At 34.1% G+C, this 24,266-nt stretch carries 22 protein-coding genes; 18 read left to right on the top strand and 4 right to left on the bottom strand.

Features of this window, described 5'->3' with window-relative positions:
• The first annotated feature begins 227 nt into the window (after positions 1-227).
• The 5 genes from FOL89_RS11095 (at position 228) to lpdA (ending at position 4,714) form a co-directional block, all read left to right on the top strand.
• Positions 228-731, top strand: a complete 504-nt coding sequence (locus FOL89_RS11095) for a GbsR/MarR family transcriptional regulator (protein WP_144282865.1) — start codon at positions 228-230, stop codon at positions 729-731.
• A 142-nt stretch (positions 732-873) separates the two neighbouring features.
• Complete coding sequence (locus FOL89_RS11090) at positions 874-1,686, top strand: DCC1-like thiol-disulfide oxidoreductase family protein (protein WP_144282864.1); 813 nt, start codon at positions 874-876, stop codon at positions 1,684-1,686.
• Between the two features lie 20 nt (positions 1,687-1,706).
• Positions 1,707-2,141 carry an SRPBCC family protein gene (locus FOL89_RS11085; protein ID WP_317130106.1) on the top strand — a complete coding sequence of 145 codons (435 nt, stop codon included), beginning with the start codon at positions 1,707-1,709 and terminating at the stop codon, positions 2,139-2,141.
• Between the two features lie 106 nt (positions 2,142-2,247).
• Positions 2,248-3,144: a TIGR01777 family oxidoreductase gene (locus FOL89_RS11080; protein WP_144282862.1), complete on the top strand. Its 897-nt coding sequence runs from the start codon at positions 2,248-2,250 to the stop codon at positions 3,142-3,144.
• Positions 3,145-3,325: 181 nt separating this feature from the next.
• A complete protein-coding gene (gene lpdA / locus FOL89_RS11075) occupies positions 3,326-4,714 on the top strand; it encodes a dihydrolipoyl dehydrogenase (protein ID WP_144282861.1) in 1,389 nt (462 codons plus the stop codon).
• Positions 4,715-4,807: 93 nt separating this feature from the next.
• Here lpdA and FOL89_RS11070 read toward each other — a convergent pair whose 3' ends face one another.
• Complete coding sequence (locus FOL89_RS11070; protein WP_144282860.1) at positions 4,808-6,169, bottom strand: aldehyde dehydrogenase; 1,362 nt, start codon at positions 6,167-6,169, stop codon at positions 4,808-4,810.
• 174 nt (positions 6,170-6,343) lie between these two features.
• Between FOL89_RS11070 and FOL89_RS11065 the strand changes: the two genes are divergently transcribed.
• The 6 genes from FOL89_RS11065 to FOL89_RS11040 all read left to right on the top strand — a co-directional run bounded on the left by FOL89_RS11065 (position 6,344) and on the right by FOL89_RS11040 (position 14,301).
• The gene (locus FOL89_RS11065; RefSeq protein ID WP_130913147.1) at positions 6,344-6,844 is read left to right on the top strand and encodes a hypothetical protein; all 501 of its coding nucleotides are present in this window, start codon (positions 6,344-6,346) and stop codon (positions 6,842-6,844) included.
• Between the two features lie 211 nt (positions 6,845-7,055).
• Entirely contained in the window at positions 7,056-7,670 is a 615-nt protein-coding gene (locus tag FOL89_RS11060; RefSeq protein WP_144282859.1) for an outer membrane beta-barrel protein, read from the top strand.
• A 351-nt stretch (positions 7,671-8,021) separates the two neighbouring features.
• Complete coding sequence (locus tag FOL89_RS11055) at positions 8,022-8,615, top strand: TetR/AcrR family transcriptional regulator (protein ID WP_144282858.1); 594 nt, start codon at positions 8,022-8,024, stop codon at positions 8,613-8,615.
• A gap of 69 nt (positions 8,616-8,684) precedes the next feature.
• Complete coding sequence (locus FOL89_RS11050; RefSeq protein ID WP_144282857.1) at positions 8,685-10,037, top strand: TolC family protein; 1,353 nt, start codon at positions 8,685-8,687, stop codon at positions 10,035-10,037.
• Positions 10,038-10,044: 7 nt separating this feature from the next.
• On the top strand, positions 10,045-11,106 hold the full coding sequence (locus tag FOL89_RS11045; RefSeq protein WP_144282856.1) for an efflux RND transporter periplasmic adaptor subunit: 1,062 nt from the start codon (positions 10,045-10,047) through the stop codon (positions 11,104-11,106).
• A gap of 6 nt (positions 11,107-11,112) precedes the next feature.
• Positions 11,113-14,301: an efflux RND transporter permease subunit gene (locus FOL89_RS11040; protein WP_144282855.1), complete on the top strand. Its 3,189-nt coding sequence runs from the start codon at positions 11,113-11,115 to the stop codon at positions 14,299-14,301.
• 182 nt (positions 14,302-14,483) lie between these two features.
• Here FOL89_RS11040 and FOL89_RS11035 read toward each other — a convergent pair whose 3' ends face one another.
• The gene (locus FOL89_RS11035) at positions 14,484-14,930 is read right to left on the bottom strand and encodes a KTSC domain-containing protein (protein WP_144282854.1); all 447 of its coding nucleotides are present in this window, start codon (positions 14,928-14,930) and stop codon (positions 14,484-14,486) included.
• A 399-nt stretch (positions 14,931-15,329) separates the two neighbouring features.
• On the opposite strand from FOL89_RS11035, the gene FOL89_RS11030 reads away from it, so the two are divergent.
• The 6 genes from FOL89_RS11030 (at position 15,330) to FOL89_RS11005 (ending at position 21,674) form a co-directional block, all read left to right on the top strand.
• Entirely contained in the window at positions 15,330-16,682 is a 1,353-nt protein-coding gene (locus FOL89_RS11030) for a tetratricopeptide repeat protein (RefSeq protein ID WP_144282853.1), read from the top strand.
• Positions 16,683-16,824: 142 nt separating this feature from the next.
• A complete protein-coding gene (locus FOL89_RS11025; RefSeq protein WP_144282852.1) occupies positions 16,825-17,430 on the top strand; it encodes a hypothetical protein in 606 nt (201 codons plus the stop codon).
• Positions 17,431-17,517: 87 nt separating this feature from the next.
• Entirely contained in the window at positions 17,518-18,714 is a 1,197-nt protein-coding gene (locus FOL89_RS11020) for a hypothetical protein (protein WP_144282851.1), read from the top strand.
• Between the two features lie 80 nt (positions 18,715-18,794).
• A complete protein-coding gene (locus FOL89_RS11015; protein ID WP_144282850.1) occupies positions 18,795-19,721 on the top strand; it encodes a hypothetical protein in 927 nt (308 codons plus the stop codon).
• A gap of 3 nt (positions 19,722-19,724) precedes the next feature.
• Positions 19,725-20,705, top strand: a complete 981-nt coding sequence (locus FOL89_RS11010; RefSeq protein ID WP_144282849.1) for a hypothetical protein — start codon at positions 19,725-19,727, stop codon at positions 20,703-20,705.
• 342 nt (positions 20,706-21,047) lie between these two features.
• A complete protein-coding gene (locus tag FOL89_RS11005) occupies positions 21,048-21,674 on the top strand; it encodes a DUF4082 domain-containing protein (RefSeq protein ID WP_144282848.1) in 627 nt (208 codons plus the stop codon).
• Between the two features lie 72 nt (positions 21,675-21,746).
• Here FOL89_RS11005 and rpe read toward each other — a convergent pair whose 3' ends face one another.
• Positions 21,747-22,397 carry a ribulose-phosphate 3-epimerase gene (gene rpe / locus FOL89_RS11000; RefSeq protein ID WP_144282847.1) on the bottom strand — a complete coding sequence of 217 codons (651 nt, stop codon included), beginning with the start codon at positions 22,395-22,397 and terminating at the stop codon, positions 21,747-21,749.
• Between the two features lie 33 nt (positions 22,398-22,430).
• The gene (gene chrP, locus FOL89_RS10995) at positions 22,431-23,507 is read right to left on the bottom strand and encodes a chryseobasin maturation metalloprotease ChrP (RefSeq protein ID WP_144282846.1); all 1,077 of its coding nucleotides are present in this window, start codon (positions 23,505-23,507) and stop codon (positions 22,431-22,433) included.
• A 54-nt stretch (positions 23,508-23,561) separates the two neighbouring features.
• Between chrP and FOL89_RS10990 the strand changes: the two genes are divergently transcribed.
• Complete coding sequence (locus FOL89_RS10990; RefSeq protein WP_144282845.1) at positions 23,562-24,266, top strand: DUF4294 domain-containing protein; 705 nt, start codon at positions 23,562-23,564, stop codon at positions 24,264-24,266.

The following is a 24,266-nucleotide window of genomic DNA, read 5'->3' as shown; positions in this document are numbered from 1 at the left end:
AAATATTTGAATGTCAGAAACTTAAATATACGAATTATTGCTATTTTTTACAAAGTTTATCTCAATTATTATCCCGAACTCAGGTTATTTATACAAGGAATGGTTGATTTTAAAATTAAAATCAACCATTTTTAATTTGTAAGCTAAAATTTAAAATAAATTTTCAAAAATTATTGAAAATTCAAAAAGTATTATTATATTTGTAATAGAATTTTAAATATAAAAAGATGCAACTCTCAGAAGCCAAAGAAAAATATATTCAAACCTGGGGAACATTTGCAACCAATTGGGGAATCAATCGTACCATGGCGCAGGTTCACGCTTTGCTTTTGGCAAGTGGAAAAGCACTTTCTACCGATGAGGTGATGGAGCAACTGGAAATTTCACGGGGAAATGCCAATATGAATTTACGAGCTTTGATGGATTGGGGAATTGTAAGAAAAGAATTTGTAAAAGGTGAACGAAAAGAATATTTTGTTGCTGAAAAAGATGTTTGGTTTTTGTTTAAACAAATTACCAAAGAAAGAAGAAAACGAGAAATTGAGCCTGTTATTTCTTTTCTGGAAGAGCTGAAAAATATTGAAGATAAAGATTCGGAAGAAGCCAAGGAATTTATTAAGCTGATAAACGATTTTAGCTCTGTAACAGGAAAAATCAATAACATTATGGATCTTGCCATAAAAAGTGATGATCACTGGCTGGTCGGGAAGATTACCAATTTATTAAAATAGAAAAGGACTTTACAATCCTTTTTTATTTGAATCTAACTTTCAAATATTATTGAAAATTTTATAATTATGAAAAACTTAATCATTCATTTATTTTTAATTATTTATTTCGGAATTAATACAAAACATTAATAAACAGATAATCATGAAAATCCTCAATAATCATACGCTTATCTATGATAACGAATGTCCGATGTGCAATCTTTATTCAAAAGGTTTTATAAAAAGTGGAATGCTGAGTGAAAATGGAAGGGAAGCCTTCACTGAATTAAGCTTAGATAATGAAAAACTTATTGATTTTAACCGTGCAAAAAACGAAATCGCCCTAGTTGATCATGAGCAAAATAAGGTGATCTACGGATTAGACAGTTTATTGTTAATTATCGGAAATTCGTTTCCGAGATTAGAAAAAATTGCCAGAATAAAGCCTTTATATTGGTTTTTTAAGAAACTGTATTCTTTTGTTTCTTACAATAGAAAACAGATTATTCCTTCTTCAAAAGATTATTCAGAAAAAGCCTGTGTTCCTGATTTTAATCTGAAATACAGATTAGCATATATTACTTTTGTTGTGTTTTTATCTTCTTATATTTTGAATATTTTCAGTGGAAATTTAGGTTTGCATTTACATCAGAATTTTGGCAGAGAGTTGATAATCTGTGTGAGCCAAATTGTTTGGCAGACCGTGTTCTTAAAATCATATTTAAAAGAAAAACTTTGGAACTATATCGGAAATATGATGACGGTTTCTCTTATAGGAACTTTACTTCTGATTCCATGTTTACTTTTCAGTTTAAATTCATTTTCAGCAATGATATATTTTGGAATTGTGGTTTTGATCATGTTTTTAGAACATTTAAGAAGGTGTAAAATTTTGCAATTAAATTTTCTTCCCACCATTTCGTGGATGATTTTCAGATTAACAGTTTTGGTCATCCTCATTTTAATTAATCATTAAGTAAAATGTCAATAATTCGATTGAAAACAATCATAAAAGCCGATATTGAAACCGTTTTCGATTTGACAAGGGATATTGATCTTCATCAAGAATCAATTTCTAAAACTGATGAAAAAGCGATTGCCGGGGAAGTTTCAGGACTGATTGAAGAAGGCGAAAGCGTGACTTGGAAAGCTAAATATTTAGGTTTTTATCAAACGCACACATCAAAAATTATTGAAATGCAAAAACCTCATCAATTCACCGATATAATGCTGGAAGGAACCTTTAAATATTTTAAACATCAGCATGTTTTTAAAAAGGACGGTAAAAATACTATCATGACTGATATTCTTGAATTTGAATCACCTTTTGGAGTCATTGGTAAAATTTTCAATTTTATGTTTCTGAAAAACTATATGGAAAGTTTTTTATCAGAACGAAATCAACTCATAAAATCAATCGCCGAAAAATGAATTCGAAAAGCAATCCTAGGAATACTAATTATTATAGATGTCATGCTGAGCTTGTCGAAGCATCTCAAGATGACAAACCATTAATCATATATAACTATTAACTAAAATGAAAATAATCATCGCAGCCGGAACTGGTTTTCTGGGCAAAAATCTCGAAAAATATTTTGAAGAAAAAGGAGAGCAGGTTTATATTTTAACCAGAAACCCCAAACGTAAAAACGGAATTTTCTGGGATGCAAAAAGTGTAGGTGAATGGAAGAACTTACTCGAAAATGCTGATGTTTTAATTAATCTGGCGGGAAAGTCTGTAGATTGCCGATACACAGACAGAAATAAGCAGGAGATTTATTCTTCACGTATTGAAAGTACCAAAGTTTTGCAACAAGCTGTTGATCTATGCATCAATAAGCCCAAAATTTGGTTAAACGCAAGCTCGGCAACAATTTATATTTATTCAGAAAAGCACTTAAACACAGAAGAAAACGGCATTATCGGAGATGATTTTTCTATGAATATCTGTAAAAGCTGGGAAAGTGAATTTTTCAAATCCAAAACAGAAGATGTAAGAAAGGTGGCTCTGCGAACTTCTATTGTTTTAGGAAACAACGGCGGAGCTTTTCCAAAGCTCAAAATGCTGACTAAAATTGGCCTAGGCGGAAAACAGGGCAGGGGAAATCAAAAGATAAGCTGGATTCATATTGACGATTTTTGTAGAGCAGTTGAGTTTGTTATCACAAACGAAAATCTTACAGGTGGAATCAATATAACTGCGCCTAATCCTTTGTCAAATAATGATTTCATGAGAAATTTAAGAAAGGTAATGAAAGCTCCTTTTGGATTAAATGCTGCGGTTTGGCAATTGGAAATCGCCTCTTCGGTCATGGGAACTGAAACCGAGTTATTACTGAAAAGCAGAAATGTATATCCAGAAAAATTGATTAAAAACGGATTCAGTTTCAGTTATCCGGATGTTGAAAAAGCTTTTAAAAACCTCATTAATTAATTTTTCTATGATCTCGAAAACTCCTTCAATTTTCTATCATTAAAAAAACTTTACCAAAACGCTCTATTATAAACTGTTTCTATGATGTCTGAATTAATTGAATCCGGTTGTAATTTACGAAAAAAGCATAGGACGCAACATCCAATATTTTTCCTTAAATTCGCATAAAAATTTTAAGCTAATGAATTACGATATTATTGTCATCGGTAGTGGTCCCGGTGGATATGTTACAGCAATCAGAGCAGCGCAGTTGGGTTTCAAAACTGCAATTATCGAAAAAGAAAATTTAGGAGGAATCTGCCTGAATTGGGGTTGTATTCCAACAAAAGCTTTATTGAAATCTGCTCAGGTTTTTCATTATATTAATCATGCTGAAGATTATGGGTTAAACAAAGTGGAAGCTAGTTTTGAGTTTTCAAATGTAATTCAGAGAAGCCGTGGTGTTGCCTCAAAGATGAGCAAAGGGATCGAATTCCTGATGAAGAAAAACAAAATTGATGTAATTCTTGGTACAGCTAAAGTTCAGAAAAGTAAAAAAGTTTCTGTAACAGATAAAGAAGGGAAAGTAACTGAATATACAGGGACTCACATTATTATCGCTACAGGAGCACATTCAAGAGAATTGCCAAATCTTCCTCAAGATGGTAAAAAAGTAATAGGATACAGACAGGCATTATCTCTTCCTGAGCAGCCGAAATCTATGATCGTAGTAGGTTCCGGCGCAATCGGGGTAGAATTTGCTGATTTCTATAATACAATGGGTACAAAAGTAACTGTTGTTGAATTTATGCCAAACATCGTTCCTGTAGAGGATGAAGAAATTTCTAAACACTTAGAGAAATCTCTGAAAAAATCAGGAATCGAAATCATGACCAATGCTTCTGTAGAAAGTGTTGATACCAGTGGAGAAGGTGTAAAGGCTAAAGTAAAAACCGCTAAAGGAGAAGTGATTCTGGAAGCAGATATTTTACTTTCAGCGGTGGGTATTGCTGCAAATATTGAAAACGTAGGTCTTGAAGAAGTGGGAATCCAGACAGATAAAGGAAGAGTTTTGGTAAATGAATGGTACGAAACTTCAGTTCCGGGATATTATGCAATCGGAGATATCATTCCTACTCAGGCTTTGGCGCACGTTGCTTCTGCGGAAGGAATTACTTGTGTTGAAAAGATCAAAGGAATGCATGTTGAGAAAATTGACTACGGCAATATTCCGGGATGTACATATTGTCATCCTGAAGTAGCTTCTGTTGGTCTTACAGAAAAGCAGGCTAAAGAAAAAGGTTATGAAATCAAAGTGGGTAAATTTCCTCTTTCTGCAAGTGGAAAAGCAACAGCAAATGGAAATACAGACGGTTTTGTAAAAGTAATTTTCGATGCTAAATACGGAGAATGGTTAGGCTGCCACATGATTGGTGAAGGCGTTACCGATATGGTTGCTGAAGCAGTTGTTGCAAGAAAACTGGAAACTACCGGTCATGAGATCATCAAATCTATCCACCCGCATCCAACAGTTTCTGAAGCAATTATGGAAGCTGCTGCAGCTGCTTATGGCGAAGTAATTCACATTTAATAAATAGTTTTTGCCCTATTTTCAGGGAAAAAATAAAATACAAAGGAGAATCAAAATTGGTTCTCCTTTTATTTGTATTTACTTTTTGTTATTCTAAAAGAGTTTTTTGATCCAGTGAAGTTTTTTCTCCGAATAAGGAGGATATTTTATGTTGGGTTCACCCCAATTGGCTCTTTCTAGAATGGCTTTTTGGTGCGAGAAAGTATCAAAACCAAACTTACCATGATAGCTTCCGATACCAGAATTTCCAACACCTCCGAAAGGAAGATTTTTATTGCCTAAATGCATGATCACATCATTGATACAGCCGCCGCCAAAAGAAATTTTTTGGGTAAAATGCTCTTTTTCTTCCGAATTATTGCTAAATAAATATGCTGAAAGAGGTTTTTCTTTTTCAAGAATATCATTAAGAGCAATATTAAAGTTACTGAATGTTAAAACCGGCAGTAAAGGTCCGAAAATCTCTTCCTGCATGACATGATCTTTCCAGTTTACATTTGAAAGAATTGTAGGCTGAATGTAAAGGTTGCCCGTATCATAATTTCCGCCATAATAGATTTTATTGTTATCAATTAAGCCAATAAGCCTGTCAAAATTTTTCTGATTTATAATTTTAGTATAATGTTCAGCATTAGAATGATAATCAAATTCTTTAATATTTTTTACTAAAGTCTCCAAAAATTGCTCCTGTACAGATTCTTCCACCAAAAGATAATCAGGAGCAACACAGGTTTGTCCGGCATTCAGAAATTTTCCCCAAACAATTCTTTTGGCTGCAACTTCAAGATTGGCGTCTTTGGTGATAATTGCAGGAGATTTTCCGCCCAACTCCAGAGTAACGGGGGTTAGGTTTTTTGCTGCAGCTTCGTAGACGATTCTCCCTACTTTGGTACTTCCTGTAAAAAATATTTTATCAAAATGCAGTTTAAGAAGCTCAGTGGTTTCATCAACTCCGCCTTCAAAAACATACAGATACTCTGGAGGAAAGTTCTCATTAATAATTTTTGCCATCAGTTTCATTGTATTTTCTGCAATTTCGCTTGGTTTTAGGATGCAGCAGTTTCCTGCAGCTAAAGCAGCAATTATGGGAGAAAGTGATAATTGGTAAGGATAATTCCATGCTCCGATGACGAGAATGTTACCTAAAGGTTCAGAATAAATTCTGCTTTTCCCCAATTGATTGGTGAGATTGGTGCTTACTTTTTTAGGTTTTGAAAGTGATTTCAGGTTTTTCAGATAATATGTAATATCATTCAGAATAAAAGAAATTTCAGTAGTAAAAGTATCAAATTTAGATTTCCCAAAATCTTTTTCTATAGCCTCATATAAGTAATTTTCATTTTTTTTAATCAGATCGTACATTTTTTCCAGATACATTTTTCTGAAATTGAGATTCTTTGTTTTGTGTGTTTTAAAAAAGTCTTTTTGGAGCCGTATTATTTCTGAAATTACCATACATGTAGATTTAGTTAACCATAAGCAATTTTTCTGCCTAAAAATTAGAATCACATGATCTTTCAAATTTCTTATTTTTTGGTATTAAATTACTTTCGGTATATATAAAACCGCTGTGGCATTGTGTTTGCTCCCAGAAATACTATTGAGTTAACAACATAAAATAGAATTATTATGAAAAAACTATTGTTATTAGGAGCTTTTGCATTATTTGGAACGATTAATGCGCAAAGTGGCTTTAAGCTTGGTGGTCATATTGGTGCTCCTGTAGGAGATGCTTCAAAAGTTTCCAGTTTTACACTGGGAGTGGATGCTGCTTATATGTGGAATATCATGAGAGGTCTGGATGTGGGAATTGCTTCAGGATATTCTCATTTTTTTGGAAAAGACAGATGGGATGATTTCGGATTTATTCCACTTGCTGCATCAGGGAAATATAAGTTTGCCAGCGTTCCTTTATTTGTGGGGCTAGATTTGGGAGGTGCTATTTCTACAAAAGACGGTGTAGATAGTGGTTTGTATGTTTATCCTAAAGTTGGTTACCAAATGTCAAATGCTGAATTATACTTGGGATATCAGAACATCGGAAGTGAAAGAAGAGATTTTGACAGAGATAGAAGGATAGATTCTAACTTTGGTGCAATCAACCTGGGAATCAATTTTTTCTTAAAGTAAAATATTTTTTTAACCATTATATTATGCTCCAATTGAAAAGTTGGAGTTTTTTTTATTTTATTTTTAAGTTTTATACAATTAAATCTCATTACTGCGATTTTAATCCATAAAAAGTCAATATTCATGCGTGATATTAATCATGTTAACAAATTTTAATATTGCAATTATCACCTATAAATTTGCAGTCAGAAAGTATTAAATAATTTAAAACATGAAAAAATTATTATTAACAGCTGCAGTAGTAGCTTTTGGTTTATCAAATGCTCAAATTGCAAAAGGAACTACGTATGTATCAGGTGTAGTGGGATATTCTTCTACAGAAGATAATAATGATGATACTAAGGTTGATAACTTTGCAGTTGTGCCAACAGTAGGATATTTTGTTGCACCAAACTTGGCAGTAGGTTTAGGAGTAGGCTATGCATCAAGAATTGAAAAAGAAACTTATGAAAATGGTTTCGATAAATATACTCAGTCTGCATTCGTAGTTGAGCCTTTCGTAAGAAAATATTGGACTTTAGGAGATAAATTGTATATCTTCGGTCAACTTTCAGTTCCTATGGAGTTTGGTAATGAAAAAGTTGAAGAAAGCTTAAACAGTACTACAGTTTCAAACAAAGTAAACTATAATGCATTTGGTGTTTCTGTAAAACCAGGTTTAGATTATTTCTTAAACAAAAACTGGACTATCGAAGCAACAATCGGAGAATTTGGTTACAGCACGTCAAAATATGATGTTGACGGAGCAAAAAATGTAAACAATTTTAACTTCGGATTGAACCTTGCAAATGTAGGTATCGGTGTGAAGTATGTATTCACAAAGTAATGAAGAACTAAACATAAGTTTAGAATCATCACATTAGACATTATAAATAGTCCGGTAATCATTACCGGACTATTTTTTTTTACAATATAGACTCTTCGTTAAGTCAATACTTGGTTATTTGAATTCGGATTTTAATTTTCTATTAATAAAATCAAATCTAACTTATATTATAAGCATAAATCAGTATCTCACCAAAAAAGTATTTCATCTTTCAAATACACTTTAAAAAATTCCTTAGTGTTTCTTTTAAATAATATGATGCATATCATAATAATTTCATTAATATTTTTGTTTAACAATTTTGTTAAAACATTTGTTTGATATAAATTTGCACAAATTTGTTTAACAAAAATGTCAAATCCAAATAAAAAAGATCAAACACAGGAATTAATAAAAGATACTGCCAAGAATCTGTTCTTCGTACAGGGGAAATTCGATGCAACTACGCAAGAGATTGCGGATGAAGCAGGGGTTAACAGAACTTTGATTAATTACTATTTCAGATCCCGAGACAACCTCATTCAGATTATTTTTAATGAAGCGCAACGTGTGGAAAAAGAAAAATCTGAGATTATTATGAATTCTGATCTACCTTTTAAGGAAAAAATCAGCCAATTTATAGAAGGAAGCTTATCCACAAGTCTACAATATCCGTATCTGGAAACTTATATCGTTTCACAGATTAATAAAGGAACATGTCACCAAAAAGATATTGAAGAAAAAGATCTGGAAAAGCTCTATGACGATATTATAAAAGAAATGAATAAAGGAAATATTGAAAAAATGGCACCCATCCAATTTTTGATCAATATGATTTCATTACTTGTTTTTCCCAGTGCAGTAAGACCTTTGTTGATGGAAAACCTTATGATCAGCGAAAGTGAGTTTAACAAGATTATTTCTGAACGTAAAGAAATTATCATCAATATGCTATTTAAGAAGTAATTTTTAAAGTAAATGAAACAGTATTCCGTCATTTAATAATAACATAAAAAAATAAACGAAGTATAAATTATGAACAGAAAACGTATAACTGCTAAAAAACTCAAAATCGGAGTTGCTGCAGCATTTATGTTGTTTACCTCTTCTTCTGTATTTGCCCAGCAGCAGGTTTCTTTGCAGGAAGCCATCAAGCAGGCTCTTCAGAATAAAGCAGAAGCCAAAAAAGCTGCTTTGCAGGTAAAAAAAGCTGAGTACAAGATTAATGAAGCAAAAGCGGGAGCATTACCTCAGATAAGTGCTACCGCAGGTTTAACGTATAATCCTATCATTCAGGAGTCTTTACTAGAATTTGGTGGTCAGCGTTTAAGAGCGCAGCTGGGTCAGCCATGGGTTTCTCAAGCTGTCGTGCAGGTACAGCAGACTATTTTTGACCAAAGAGTTTTTACAGGTCTGAAGGCAGCAAAATCTACCAGAGAATTCTATATTCTGAATGCGCAGTTAACCAACGAACAGCTTATAGAAAATGTTGCGACAGCTTACTATCAGGTTTTTGTGCAGGAAGAAAATCTTAAAACTATTGAAGCCAGCTACGCCAATACTGAAAAGGTACGCAACGTAATCAAAAGTTTGGTAGATAATGGTCTGGCTAAAGGAATAGATCTGGACAGAACCAATGTGCAGCTTACCAATATCGGTTCCAATAAGCAACAATTGATCAACGCCTTGGAACTATCAAAAAATGCGCTGAAGTTTTATATGGGAATTCCTATTGATACAGCAATTGAGCTGGAAGAAAAAACGATAGAACCACGACCTCAGCTTTTAGAAAACACGATAAATCTTGATAACAGAACCGAACTGAAAGTTTTAAATAAAAACAGGGAGCTTCTGGTTTATAACAAAAAAGCTACAGAAGCATATCTTTATCCTACCGTTGGGCTGCAGGCGAACTATGGATGGGCAGGAATGGGTGGCAAATTTCCTTTAACCAATGGTTTTAACGATGGAGTTTTATGGAGCGATTATTCCGCAATCGGATTAAATATTAATATTCCGATCTTCACAGGAGGCTCTACCAAATCTAAAATTCAGCAGGCGGAGATTGATATTCAGGATCTTGATCAGGATATCCAGAACACCCAACAAAGTCTGAATCTTGATTATAAAAATGCAGTTACCAATATTGAAAATTCTTTGATCAATATTGAAAGTATGAAAAATAACGTAGCACTCGCCGAAAAAGTTCAGAAAGATACACAGGCAAACTATCAGTATGGTCTTGCCCCTCTTACAGAAGTTTTAGATGCTGAAAATGCGCTTACCCAGGCAAAACAGAATTACGCTAATGCACTTTTGGATTATAAACAGGCTGAAATTAAATTAATAAAAGCTAAAGGAGAACTCAATACACTACAAAACCCATAATTAAACAATGAAAAAAACTTTAATATACATTATCGTAGCTGCTGTACTGGTAGGTTTGGCAGCATGGAAAATTGCTGATAATAAAAAGAAACAGGAAACAGAAGTAAAAGAAGTAGCAAAACAGGTTGATAAAATCAATGTAAATGTAGTTACTGTTTCCAGAGAAAATATCAATACAGATTACTCAGCCAACGGAACTTTTATTCCAAAACAGGAAATGAATCAGTCGGCTGATATTTCAGGACGTATTGTAAGCGTCATGGTAAAAGAAGGAGCCAGAGTTGGTGCAGGTCAGGTTTTGGCAACAATAAAAAGAGACGCTATTGAAGTAGATGTTGCTCAGGCTCAGAATAACTTACAAAACGCAATTATTGATAATCAGCGTTACGAAAACGCGTACAAAACAGGCGGTGTTACCAAACAGCAGCTTGATAATTCCAGATTACAGCTTAAAAATGCACAGGCTGCAGTAAGAGCGCAGGGTGTGAGAGTCAATGATACAAGCATCAGAGCAGGAATCAGCGGAACAATCAACAAAAGAATGGTAGAACCGGGAAGCGTTGTTGCTCCGGGAACTCCTTTGTTCGAAATTGTGAATATTAACAGCTTAAAGCTCTCAGTTTTAGTGGATGAAAGTCAGATTGGAAGAATTTCGTTAGGTCAGGATGTTGCCATTAATGTCAATGTTTTACCTGAGGAATCTTTCGGCGGAAGAATTACCTTTATTGCTCCGAAAAGTGATGCTTCTTTAAATTTCCCGGTTGAAATTGAAGTTCAGAACAGAGGAAATCTGAAAGCAGGGATGTATGCAACGGCAATATTTAAAACAAATAACGGCGCTGAAACTCAAAACATGATCACAGTTCCGGCAGAAGCATTTGTAAACGGAGTGAGCTCAGGACAGTTGTTTATCGTAAATAATGGTACTGCAAAACTAATTAAAGTTCAAATCGGAAAAGTTTATGGAGATAAAGTTCAGATTTTGAGCGGACTTAAAGGAGGAGAGCAGGTAATTACAAGCGGACAGATCAACCTTGATAACGGTTCTAAAATCAATATCGTAAAGTAAGAGAAGATGAAGTTAGCAGAAATATCCATTAAAAGACCATCCCTTGTCATCGTATTGTTTACGATTCTTACATTGGGAGGTTTATTAAGCTACTCCATGATGGGGTATGAGTTGATTCCAAAATTTGAAACCAATATGGTAACCATTTCTACGGTATATCCCGGAGCTTCACCAAGTGAAGTAGAAACTTCGGTAACCAGAAAGATTGAAGATGCCGTTGGTTCTCTGGAAAATGTAAAAAAAGTAGAGTCATCTTCCTACGAAAGTTTATCGGTAATTATGGTTCAATTGAACACCGGAGCCGATGTAAATTATGCTTTGAATGATGCTCAGAGAAAAGTGAATGCGATTCTGGCAGATCTTCCGGAGGATGCAGATCCGCCTTCTTTGCAAAAATTCTCATTAGATGATTTACCGATCATGACTTTGAGTATTACGAGTAGTAAGCTAAATAATAAAGAGCTTTATGATCTTTTAGATAAAAAGATAGAGCCTATTTTTTCCCGTGTGAACGGTGTCGCTCAGGTTGATCTTATTGGTGGACAGGAGAGAGAGATTCAGGTAAATCTGGATGAAAAGAAAATGCAGGGGTACGGAATTGCTATCGGAGATGTGCAGCAGGCAATTTTATCTTCCAATTTAGATTTCCCTACAGGAGCTCTGAAAACAAGAACTTCAAGATCAACGATCAGACTTTCAGGAAAATACCGAAACATTGAAGAGATGAATAATCTCGTAGTTTCCAATAAAAACGGAGCTCAGGTTCGCTTGTCTGATATTGCTATGGTTTTTGATACTCAAAAAGATATAGAAAAGGTAGCAAGATTTAATCAAAGTCCTACGATTTTACTTCAGGTGAAAAAACAGTCTGATGCAAATGCGGTTTCTGTTTCAGAATCAGTACAAAAGACCATCGCTCAGGTTCAGGAAGATTACAAAAATCAGGCATTGAAAGTTAATATCGTTGATGACAGTACCAACTTCACTTTAGAAGCAGCAGATCATGTAATTTTCGATTTGTTTTTAGCTATTATTTTGGTGGCAGTGGTAATGTTATTATTCCTTCACAATATCAGAAACGCATTCATTGTTATGGTTTCAATTCCGGTATCATTGATTGCAACGGTGATCGGAATGTATTTGATGGGATATACTCTCAACTTAATGAGTTTACTCGGGCTTTCGCTTGTGGTGGGTATTCTTGTGGATGATGCGATTGTGGTTTTGGAAAACGTATATCGTCACATGGAAATGGGAAAAAGCAGAATCCGTGCAGCGTATGATGGCGCTTCAGAAATTGGATTTACGGTAACAGCTATTACTCTGGTAATCGTGGTAGTATTCTTGCCGATTGCGATGAGTTCCGGTTTGGTTTCTGATATTTTGGCGCAGTTCTGCGTAACGGTGGTTATTGCAACCATGTTTTCATTATTGGCATCGTTTACTATTATTCCTTGGTTATCGTCAAGGTTTGGTAAACTGGTACATTTAACGGGGAAAAACCCTTTTGAGAAATTTATTCTTTGGTTTGAAAAGCAGCTGGACAAATTTACACACTGGATCAGTGGAATTTTGGAATGGTGTCTTAAAACAACTTTAAGAAGAGTAATGACGGTAATCGTGACGTTCATTATTTTGATTTCTTCATTTATGTTGGTAGCATTCGGATTTATTGGGGGCGAATTCTTCCCTAAAATGGATAGAGGGCAGTTTCTGGTTCAAATGGAGTTACCAAAAGATGCTTCTGTAGAAAAAACGAATCAGGTAACTCTGGAAGTTGAAAAATATCTTAGAAATGATAAAGATGTTGTAGATATGATTACAACAGTAGGTCAGCAGTCTTCTGGATTTGGTGGTGTTCAGGCTACCTTGTATCAATCAGAAATCCAGGTGATTTTAGTTGACAAATCAGAACGTAACGAAAGTACCGATATTAAATCTGCTAAAATCAAAAGAGCTTTAGAAGAGAAATTTACCGGAGTTGAATTTAAAACAGCACCAATCGGTTTAATGGGAGCAGACAACGCACCAATTGAGTTGGTAGTAACTGCTCAGGACAATGAAACGGCGAACAAAGAAGCCAACAGAATTTTAGAATTACTTAAAAAAGTACCTGGTTCTGTGGATGCAGAGTTATCTACCGATTCCGGAAATCCTGAAGTTCAGGTAAATATTGACAGAGATAAAATGTCTTCTTTAGGACTGAATCTCGCAAGTGTAGGTCAGACCATGCAGACGGCATTCAGCGGAAATACAGACGGAAAATTCAGAGCTGGTGAATATGAATATGATATTAATATCCGTTTTGGTGATGCCAACAGACAATCTATTGAAGATGTAAGAAACCTGATTTTTACCAATCCTCAGGGAGAGCAGGTAAGACTAAGTCAGTTTGCTGAAGTGAAAATGGGTTCTGGACCAAGTTTGCTAGAACGTAGAGATAAAGCACCTTCTGTAAAAGTAAAATCTAAGGTTGTTGGTCGTCCTGTAGGAGATGTTGCCAATGAATGGGCAGCTCAGTTTATGGATAATGAAAAAACAAAACCTGCAGGTGTAAGTTATATTTGGAGTGGAGATATGGAAAACCAGACCGAAGGTTTCGGTACTTTAGGAATCGCTTTGTTGGCGGCTATTGTATTGGTTTACTTGGTAATGGTTTCTTTGTATGACTCGTTTGTTTATCCGTTTGTGGTATTATTCTCAATTCCATTAGCATTGATTGGGGTAATGGTAATTCTTGCCATCACCGGTAACTCTTTGAATATCTTTACCATGCTCGGTATGATCATGTTGATTGGTTTGGTGGCGAAAAATGCAATTATGATTGTCGACTTTGCCAATATGAGAAAAGCAGCAGGTGCAAATACACATGACGCTTTGATTCAGGCAAACCACGCTCGTCTCCGTCCGATTCTGATGACAACGATTGCGATGATTTTCGGGATGATTCCTATTGCTATTGCGAAAGGAGCAGGTGCTGAGATGAATAACGGTTTAGCTTGGGTAGTGATCGGTGGTTTAACATCATCTTTATTCCTTACCTTAATTATTGTACCGGTAGTTTATTCATTGTTTGATTCTATTTTAAGAAGAATGGGTAAATATGAAAAAGTAGACTATGATGCAGAAATGAAGGCAGATTATGAACACAGAGAACTAAGTGAAGATGGTTTTACTCCTAAACACGTAGATTAAATTTTATAACAGCCACTAATTAACCTTAAAACCGTATCAGAAATGATGCGGTTTTTTTATAATTGATAAAAACAGAATGTCTAGTAGTAGCAATATTTTTATGAGAAAATTACTATTTGCATTCATCAAAAAAGCTTCCAGAATCCTCTGAAAGCCTTGATTGATTACTTAAAAATAAAAAATTAATCTGCCATTACTTCCCCTGATTTTCTGTACATAAAATTTCCATAGATATGTCTTCTTGCAAAACGGCTTGGAGAATCTGAATTAACCATCTTGATATAAGTATTTCTTGGTACGCCAATGTACTCAAACATTTTACCATTCAGATGCTGAACTTTCAGAATTGATTTTTCCAGATAAAAATCTGTAATGATTGATTTTGTAATGGTTTCTGTATATTCCTCTTTATACTTTTCCTGAGTTTCTTCGTTAATGCTTACCAAAAAATGATAAGCCTCAATTACAGATTTGCTTTTCTCTTCTGCTTCCAGTTTTCCTGCCTCATCATTGATGAATTTATCAGGATGAGTATCCTTCATTACATTTCTGTAGATATTTTTTAGTTCCTTCAGAGTGACGTTTTTATCTACTTCCAGAAGCTTTCTGTATTCGCCTAATTTTTTCATATGGTTGAATCCTTATTTCGGGATGCAAAATTACGCTTTTTAATTGATAAACTGTAAGTTATATAATTTTAGTTGCTTTTGTTTTATAGTCATAACATTATAACTCTTAGTTTAACATAAATTTAAAATATTGAAGATAATTTTTTGTAAATAATACTTTTTTAAAGAAAAAACTAAAATATCATAATTTTGAATTAAATTTGCAAAGCTACCTAAGTTTAATAATTCTTTAAAATAGATCGTCCATTTCTAAATGGTCTCATCATTTATCACCAATTTGCAATATTTATTGAAACTATTCAAAAACAAAATGGGGTGATAAAAATTAAACTTTTTTTTATACTAATATTTCTTTTCATTAAAGCAAATTCGCAGAATTTTTGTGCGAAATTGGATTCGATGATGTGTACTGAACCTGATAGAATGCTGTCTGAAAATGTTTCCAGACAACAGATTATCTCATGGAATTTATTAATGATTAAAAAAGCCCGGAAACAAAGCTGCAAAAAAGCAATGGTCTTGGGTAATATTAATATAGGAATACAAAATTATAATCTTGCAAAGCCAGATATAAGCCTCAAATATCTGAATAAAGCCAAAAATATTGCCGATGAAATATCTGCTGATAACGAAACTTATGGCAGGATTTTTCAGGAATTTTCACAAACATATTATACCTTAGGAATGTATGACGTAAGTTTAAAGTATAATTCTAAAGCCATGTATTATGGCAGAAAAATTACGGAAAGTAACAAGAGAAATAAGTTTCTGAGTTTTGTCTACAATTCCCGTTCAGGGAATCTACTGATGTCAGATAAAGATTCAGCTCTTTATTATTTACACAAGTCTTCTGCAATTTTTAAAGATCCCGGAACATATTCAGCTATAGGAGGATATTATATTAATGATAATATGCAAGCAGATTCTGCCAGATTTTATTTAAAAAATGCTGAAACACTTTTTAGCCAGCAGAAAAAAGTAAACCCTTATAAATTATCTGTATTATATTACCACTTTGCCCGTCTGTATGCAAACGAAGAAAATAATAAAAAAGCTATTGAATATTTAGAAAAATCACTCGCATACGCTTCCAATGGAAAAAACAGGCAGCATCTTTTGAATGTGTATAATCTGCTTGCAGAAGTTTACAGAAAAAATGGCGATATTGATAGGGAGAAAAAAATATTGGAAGAGTATAAAAAGTTCAATGAATCTTACAGAGATACTCAGGCTAAAAGTGTTGATATTACCATACAAAATTTAGAAAAAGAGGTATCACTTAAGCAAAATAAAAGAACAAATAAGATGATCATTATTTTTTCATTTATTTTATTGTTAATAGGCATATTACTTCTTTTTTATTACAATAAAATCATTAAAAGTTCGGCTAAACGAATAGATAATGCTCATGAAGATCTTGCAGACATTGAAAGAAATGATGAAACATCATCATCTGTTACTATGGATGAATTGTATGAATCTGCCAAATCTAGGGATCCCAATTTTTACAATAAATTTCAAATGTTTTATCCCGATTTTTTTAGAAAGCTCACGGCATTCAATCCTGATTTACAAAAAAATGAACTTCATATTCTGGCTTATATTTATTTGAATTTTGAAACAAAACAAATTGCCGATATCCTTTATTTGTCTCCCAAAACTATTCAAAATAAAAAATATAATATCAGAAAAAAGATGGATATAAAGACTAATGAAGATATGTATATATGGTTGAAAGTTTTTTGCCAGTAAAAAAAAGTCAAGTAATTATTAGGTATAAGTATTTGATTTTTAGTTGTTTGTTTATTGGGGTAGATTGAGGGTAGGTGTTTTTTTTGTTTTGAAAGTCTGTTTTTATTTATTTGTATTACAATTTACACAAATGGATATATATATGACAACAAAGAAACATTACACTCTTCTTGTAAGGGCAGTAATGTTTTTTGCTTTGTTGTCTACTTCTTTATTATTTTCCCAAAAAACTATTTCCGATTCACTTAATCAAAACAACGAGTTAAAATCCTTCGAAAAAGAAAATATTTCGAATGTTCCAAAGTCAAATAATTCAAATCCGATTCTTTACGTAACGAAAGGAACTTTTATTTTTAATTCTGAAAACATCAGCAATATTCATATTGTAGAAGTTCAAAAAAAGTCTCAGAAACAAGAGCGCATTGCCAAAGTTGTAGTTAATAAAAAACAGAAAAGGAAAGAATATATTAAAATAGCGGCAAAGAAAGCTACAACACCCAATGAGTTTACGTATAAAGCATTTCCTAATCATTCTCATTTCACTTCCGAAAGCGAAGTAAAAAATATTGCCATAATCAGCAATAATATCTCAATTTCAAAAAATGCTTCTTGTATTGCTGTTACGCAAATTTCTTTAAATATTTTTTGTGTAGTTTCAGAAAATAATTTTGAGGAGAAATTTTTTATATGTCAAAATATAATCTCACAAAATAATTTTGCGAGACCTCCTCCGGTAAAAATTTCATAACCAAAATTTATTATTCCAATTCAGCTATTTCAGCATAATATTATGTTGAACTGTTATTGTATTGTTTAAAAATTAAAAATAATTGCTATGAAATCTAACATTTTTACCTTATTATCACTTGTTGTATCAGTATACGCTTCTTCTCAGACAGGAAGAGTGGGAATTAATACAGAAAACCCACAAAATACACTCCACATAGATGGAGGTCGGGATAACCCAATTACAGGAGCACCATCAGATGCTCAGCAAGCAAATGATGTCATTATTACCAATGATGGCAAAATAGGAATTGGTATAACCGCTCCCAAAAATTTACTTCACATAAGTAAAAAGGGAAGTTTGACAGGTATTGTAACTCCTTTTGTAGACGGTGTTACCATCACAGCGGATGCAAACAGTGTGGGATGGAGTGGTCCCGGATTCTATTTGGAAGAAGCAAATGGTACAGTAGGTCAAAAGCTTTTAAAACTAAATTATTCAAAAAATACCTTAGGAAATTCTTTTTTAAATTATCAGGCTGTATCAGATGATGCAAGCAGTAGTTTAAGATCGGTCATGTCTGTTTATCATAATGGAAATGTCGGAATAGGAGGTAATCCTAACACAACCCCAGCAGAAGAAAGACTTGATGTTGTTGACGGCAATGTAAGAGTAAGAACGATCAATGCGAATGTAGGTACATCCACCGACAGAGCAGTAGTGGCTGATGCAACCGGAATTTTAAAAACGGTGAGTCTACCGGTTGGTGCAGTTTTAGGTGATATAAAGCCTGGATTCCAGACAGCAGATCATTCCGGGTGGGTAAGATTGGATGGCAGATTAAAAAGTAGTTTATCTGCGTCACAGCAAACTGTCGCTACTTCGTTAGGCTTTGGAACAAATTTACCCAATGCGACCAACTCATATCTATCACAAAATGGAACAGCATTAGGAAGTATTGCTAATTCTAATAGCCGAGTAATTAATCAAAATAATCTGCCAAATGTAACTTTGGGTGGAAATACCAGTTCTGTACAGCCTAATATCAATTATGATATTAAAAATGGTACTAATCCCAACAGAGCACAAATTGCTAATGGCGGTTCTACTGTTTTTCTAGCCGCAGATAATACTGATGGCATAGGAGTATACAATGATAATGTAGTGAATACGCCTGTTTTATCCCAAAATTCTCATAATCATACGATTACTACGGAAAGTATAAATGGGGGAGTAACACAGCAATCACTTAATATTCAGCCACAGACAATGAGCGTCAATATGTTTGTGTATTTAGGACAATAAATCTAAATAAAAAAATAATTTACACTATCCCTGCTAACTACAGGGGGAGTATTGATAACACAAAAAATTTATTACAAAAAATGAAAAAAACGGTTTTATCATTATCATTAATGATATCTGGAATTCTATTTTCTCAGGTAGGAATCAACGAAATTAATCCATCTGCAGCACTAGATATTAAATCTAAAGGAAACAGCAGTGCAACCAAAGCCTTGGAAATCAACAATTCTGATGCTAAAGAACTTGTGACAATATTAGACAACGGGAATGTCGGAATCAATGTTCCGGCTCCAGCAGCAAAGTTGCATACCAATGGAGGAGTTAGATACGAAAATTTACCTCAAATTAGCGCAGGAATTACTCCGTTAGCCATAGATGCCAATGGTTATGTAGGAACTTATATTCCATCAGTTTTATACTCTTATCTCACCATTGATAACACACAGGCTGTAAATAGTTTTTCTCTTTATGATAACAATGTATTTACAGCATTACCTTTTGTTAATGCTGGGATTTTAAATAATCCTTTAGGCGTTTCTATAGGCACAGATGCCAGTTCGACACTTACCAGAAGTAATGGAACCAGTGTTTCGGGAGTAAATGTTCGTTTTATTACCATTCCCATCCCGGGTGTTTATAAGATCAATCTTAATTACTACACCTCGTGTGCAGGAGATAGAACAGGTAATTTGAATGGGCAGAATCTTTTGGGAATCGGAACCGGAGTGTATAAAGCAAATTCAGGAAGTACCAATTATTCTGAACTTACGACCATCCGTTACAATGCTTTGCCGAAACGAACCAATACAGGAACTTTGGCAACAGATTATTATAATTACCCTTTTTCTCATAATGTGTTTTCTATTGTAGAAACTACAACCAATAATGAAAAGGTCGCATTGTTTGTTAATTGGGGTACGGGAGATCAATACAGTGGCTCTTCTTGCACCTTTCCTGCGCCGGCAGGTTTAGATAAAAGAGTTACTTTAATCATTTCAAAACTCTAAAAGATGAGAGATTTTAATACAATAGTTTGCTTTTTTGTTTTCGGCTTTGCGTTTTCACAAACTGATAATGTGGGAATCAATACCGAAACTCCTTCTGCAATGTTAGATATTGTTGCTAAAGGAAATACTGATGCTTCAAAAGCATTGGAGATCAATAACTCATCCAACACAGAGCTTATAAAGGTAACAGATGCAGGTAAACTTGGAATTAATATTGGTACAAATACTCCGGCTGCAGTGCTTCACGTTAATTCTAGCGGAGTAAAAAACATTAGACATCAGAATTTACCAGTACTTAATGAGACAGATTATACTCCTCCTTTTAATAATTTAGGTGTCACATCAAGCGGTAATGCTACAGGGCAACTTACCACAGTAAAATATCTTTATTATCAAAACGACAATCCTTTACCTTCGACTTATGATCTTACCAATAATACAGGCGGATTTTCATTATCAAATAGCAATGATTATTTTAATATACCTATCAGAAATGATGCCGGATTACGGGGAAATACTATCGGCGTAAGTTTTGGTACCGATCCAAATGCTACCATAAACGGCATAACAGTAAATAACGTCCAATACATTACAATTCCGAATCCAGGTGTTTACTTATTCGAGTTTTACGGAACTGCAAGATGCGACAGATTTAATAATACCAAAACTTATACATTCAATGGTCAGATTGATGTGAACACTATATTTGCTTCAGCCAGCGGCACTGCTTACACTACTGATACTATTTTCAGAGGCAGATTAGATGGAATGAGAAGAGACAACGGATCTACAACCAATGTCTCTTACAGCCTTGGGAATCCACAAACTCTTACAGTAGTTTATCAAACTACCCAGCCCAATCAAAAAGTTGCTTTATTTTTTAACTACGCAGGCGGTGATAACGGGTTTAATAATAATGAATGTTTTTTCAATATTCCCGGAGGTTCTAATTTTAGCTATTATTTTATTATTTCTAAAATTTAAAAAAAATATTTAGTGAAACGATGATAGATTTATAATATGTTTTAATGATAAAAGTAATCCTAAGATATCTTGATAAAATACCGTGTTTTTACGGATGGTTTTCAGCTTAAAATTTGCGCATCTTTACGTCGTAAACAAATAAAAAAATCTAAGCATCAATTTTCAAAACTAATGACCATATAACTCTCTTTTTATTTGTGAGAAAAAGGACAGCTTAAAAGGCTGTCTTTTTTTGCAGTATGTTTTTTGGGGTAAATAACTATTCTTAAAAAGGTGTTTTTCCCTGTGGTAAAATTCTGATTTTGAGGCAACTTTGTCTTATTAATTTAAAATAAAAAAATCATGAAAAATTGGAAACACCTCCCGTTAAACACATTTGTAGTTAAAAATTTAATCTTATCAGTGAGTGCAGCTGTAGTGATGATGTCAGTAAGCTGCAGTAAAGATGATGAAACTGAGCAGCCTGTACCAATAGTTTATGCAGAGGAAAACCCACTTGCAAAATATTATGAGAATACAGGATTCACGACATCCACGGATTTTATTAATGCAGGAGATTATGAATTCGGACTCGCTTTTACTCCTAAAGTGAAAGGTAAAATGAATGCTTTGGTGGCAAAGCTCCCTGCTGTCAACCCTAGTTTGAGAGTTACTATTTGGGATTATACCACCAAAACAGTAATAAGATCAGAAACTGTGAATGTAGGAAGTGCCAATACAGAAATTGTAAAAAGTATTCCTGAACTGGTTTTGGAAAAAGATAAAAAATATTTTATATCAATGAATTCAAACGATTGGTTTAAAAGAAATAAACCGGATAATTCTAATGCAGTATATCCTGTAATGGCAGGAAATATTACTTTTTTGGAGTACAGATGGGTTTCAGGTACGGGTCAGAATTGGCCCACCAATGTATCTTCTAATTATAATGCAGGAGACTTAAGCTTTAAATTCCAGCAAATTGATTAACCAATCATTCTCATATATAACAAAAAGGCTGATTCAATTATTGAAACAGCCTTTTTTATTTATAAAATTAAATTATACTTTCAGCAGCTCAATAGTTCGTTCCGGAGATTCTGCAGAGAAAACCGCATTTCCTGCAACCAAAACGTCTGCTCCCGCATCAAATAATTTTGAAGCATTGTCTAAATTAACTCCACCATCAATTTGTATTAACGCTGTGGAATTGTTGCTGATAATCAGGTCTTTAGTTTCAGCAATTTTTTTATAGGTGTTTTCAATAAATTTTTGTCCGCCAAACCCTGGGTTAACGCTCATTAGCAATACAAGATCTACATCTGCAATAATGTCTTCTAACATCAAAACAGGTGTTGAAGGATTTAATACAACCCCGGCTTTTATCCCTTTACTCTGAATATGGTGAATAGTTCTGTGAAGATGAATGCAGGCTTCGTAATGTACCGAAATAAGATCTGCTCCATGATCAACGAACTCATCTACATATTTTTCGGGTTCTACGATCATCAGATGAACATCTACAAACTTTCTGGCGTGTTGCTGTACGGTTTTCATAACCGGAAACCCGAAGGAAATATTCGGGACAAACCTGCCGTCCATTACATCAATGTGAAACCAGTCTGCCTGAGAATTGTTCAGCATTTCAATATCTCTTTGCAGATTCCCAAAATCTGCGGCTAATAGGGAAGGAGCAATAAGCTTCGTTTTCATTTTTACTTTTTTACTTGTCTCTTTTTACTTTTATTAATGATACTTCAGTTTCATTTCCGGTGTAATCTTCAGAATTGTTTCGTAAATCAATTGAATGACATTTCCTACGTCTTCTTTAGCAACCATTTCCACTGTTGTATGCATATATCGCAAAGGTAAGGAAATCAATGCACTTGGGACACCCCCGTTAGAATGGGCAAAAGCGTCTGTGTCTGTTCCTGTGGCTCTGCTTGCGGCAGCTCTCTGAAAAGGAATTTCTTTTTCTTTTGCAGTTTCGATAATCAGTTCTCTTATTTTATGATGTACACTCGGGGCAAAAAACACTACAGGTCCGTTTCCACATTTTTGATCTCCTTCTTTTTTCTTTTCAATCATTGGGGTGGTGGTGTCATGAGTAACATCGGTAACAATAGCAATGTTAGGTTTAATGGTGTCTGCGATCATGTCAGCTCCATACAAGCCTACTTCTTCCTGCACCGAGTTTGTAATGTATAAACCAAAAGGAAGCGTTTTCTTATTTTCTTTTAAAAGGCGTGCTACTTCTGCAATCATAAATCCGCCGATTCTGTTGTCCAAAGCACGGCACACAAAATACCGATCATTCATTTCAAAAAATTCATCGGGATAGGTAATCATGCATCCTACGAAAATTCCAAGTTCTTCCACTTCTTCTTTTGATGTAGCTCCGCAGTCAATAAATATATTTTCAATTTTGGGAGTGGGTTCATTCTGGTTGGTGCTTCTTGTGTGAATAGCGGGCCAGCCAAAAACTCCTTTTACAATCCCTTTCTCTCCGTGAATATGGACTACTTTTGACGGTGCAATAGTTTGATCTGAGCCGCCATTTCTGATGACATATATCAAACCGTCGTCGGTAATATAGTTGACATACCATGAGATTTCATCAGCATGTGCTTCAATGACGACCTTAAATTCTGCTTCAGGATTAATAATTCCGTAGCAGGTCCCGTAATGATCAACTTCAACTTTATCTACAAAAGGAGTGATGTATTCCATCCATATTTTTTGTCCTTCATGTTCATAACCTGTTGGTGATGAGGTGTTTAAATATTTTTCAAGGAATTTGATTGATTTCTTTTCAAACTTCATTATAAAAGGAATGATTTTTGTTATTAAAATTTGCTATTAATACCTGTAAAAATAATGAAATTTCATAAAATTGCCTTCCTTTTTCTGATCTTTTTGGGAGTGCATATATTTGGGCAGCAAGATTCTGTAATTGCTAAGCCTTTGGATCAATATCCTCAAGACCAGCTTCAGAAGGACGAATTTGGCAATCTTTATTATTATGATGAAAGACAGAAAGCAAAAATCTACGAAATCAATGGTGAAACTGTGGTAGTAATGGATGAGCTTACTCTTCTCAACAAGCCAAGATTCAATAATCAGTTAGATAAAAATTATTATTATTTTCTTAATAAAAAATTATACAGAGTTTATCCGCTTTTTTTAACGGCATTGCAGCAATACCGGGATATTAAAGTGGAAATGGATGATATGGATACTGCGGCAAAACGTAAATATGTAAGAGACAGGCAAAATATGCTTGCCGATCAGTATGAAAAACAATTGAGAGACTTAACGACAACGGAAGGTCAGATTTTTGCAAAACTGATGAACCGCGCTACCGGCAAAAATGTTTTTGAGATTATAAAAGAACTTCGCGGAGGATGGAGTGCCTTTTGGTGGAATCTGAAGGGGAAAATGGCAGATATAGATTTGAAAGACCAGTATAATCCGCATAGAAACCGTACTGATGAGTATCTGGAGTCTTTGCTGCAATCTAACTGGAACTCGGGTTATTTGGAGCCTTATCCTGGAGCAAAAGATTTTAGAGTTTCAAAATAA

The organism is Chryseobacterium echinoideorum (assembly GCF_007474535.1).
Taxonomy (GTDB): Bacteria; Bacteroidota; Bacteroidia; order Flavobacteriales; family Weeksellaceae; genus Chryseobacterium; species Chryseobacterium echinoideorum.
The sequence above is the reverse complement of the archived record's forward strand: the minus strand, read 5'-3'. Positions and strand labels throughout refer to the sequence as shown.

Coding starts and splice junctions, on each gene's coding strand:
- FOL89_RS11090 (WP_144282864.1), top strand. CDS start 874: ATGAAAATCCTCAATAATCATACGCTTATCTATGATAACGAATGTCCG.
- FOL89_RS10990 (WP_144282845.1), top strand. CDS start 23,562: ATGAAATTTCATAAAATTGCCTTCCTTTTTCTGATCTTTTTGGGAGTG.
- FOL89_RS11070 (WP_144282860.1), bottom strand. CDS start 6,169: ATGGTAATTTCAGAAATAATACGGCTCCAAAAAGACTTTTTTAAAACA.
- FOL89_RS11050 (WP_144282857.1), top strand. CDS start 8,685: ATGAACAGAAAACGTATAACTGCTAAAAAACTCAAAATCGGAGTTGCT.
- FOL89_RS11025 (WP_144282852.1), top strand. CDS start 16,825: ATGACAACAAAGAAACATTACACTCTTCTTGTAAGGGCAGTAATGTTT.
- FOL89_RS11005 (WP_144282848.1), top strand. CDS start 21,048: ATGAAAAATTGGAAACACCTCCCGTTAAACACATTTGTAGTTAAAAAT.
- FOL89_RS11095 (WP_144282865.1), top strand. CDS start 228: ATGCAACTCTCAGAAGCCAAAGAAAAATATATTCAAACCTGGGGAACA.
- FOL89_RS11060 (WP_144282859.1), top strand. CDS start 7,056: ATGAAAAAATTATTATTAACAGCTGCAGTAGTAGCTTTTGGTTTATCA.
- FOL89_RS11035 (WP_144282854.1), bottom strand. CDS start 14,930: ATGAAAAAATTAGGCGAATACAGAAAGCTTCTGGAAGTAGATAAAAAC.
- FOL89_RS11065 (WP_130913147.1), top strand. CDS start 6,344: ATGAAAAAACTATTGTTATTAGGAGCTTTTGCATTATTTGGAACGATT.
- FOL89_RS11040 (WP_144282855.1), top strand. CDS start 11,113: ATGAAGTTAGCAGAAATATCCATTAAAAGACCATCCCTTGTCATCGTA.
- FOL89_RS11010 (WP_144282849.1), top strand. CDS start 19,725: ATGAGAGATTTTAATACAATAGTTTGCTTTTTTGTTTTCGGCTTTGCG.
- chrP (WP_144282846.1), bottom strand. CDS start 23,507: ATGAAGTTTGAAAAGAAATCAATCAAATTCCTTGAAAAATATTTAAAC.
- FOL89_RS11020 (WP_144282851.1), top strand. CDS start 17,518: ATGAAATCTAACATTTTTACCTTATTATCACTTGTTGTATCAGTATAC.
- FOL89_RS11055 (WP_144282858.1), top strand. CDS start 8,022: ATGTCAAATCCAAATAAAAAAGATCAAACACAGGAATTAATAAAAGAT.
- lpdA (WP_144282861.1), top strand. CDS start 3,326: ATGAATTACGATATTATTGTCATCGGTAGTGGTCCCGGTGGATATGTT.
- FOL89_RS11045 (WP_144282856.1), top strand. CDS start 10,045: ATGAAAAAAACTTTAATATACATTATCGTAGCTGCTGTACTGGTAGGT.
- FOL89_RS11080 (WP_144282862.1), top strand. CDS start 2,248: ATGAAAATAATCATCGCAGCCGGAACTGGTTTTCTGGGCAAAAATCTC.
- FOL89_RS11030 (WP_144282853.1), top strand. CDS start 15,330: ATGATGTGTACTGAACCTGATAGAATGCTGTCTGAAAATGTTTCCAGA.
- FOL89_RS11015 (WP_144282850.1), top strand. CDS start 18,795: ATGAAAAAAACGGTTTTATCATTATCATTAATGATATCTGGAATTCTA.
- rpe (WP_144282847.1), bottom strand. CDS start 22,397: ATGAAAACGAAGCTTATTGCTCCTTCCCTATTAGCCGCAGATTTTGGG.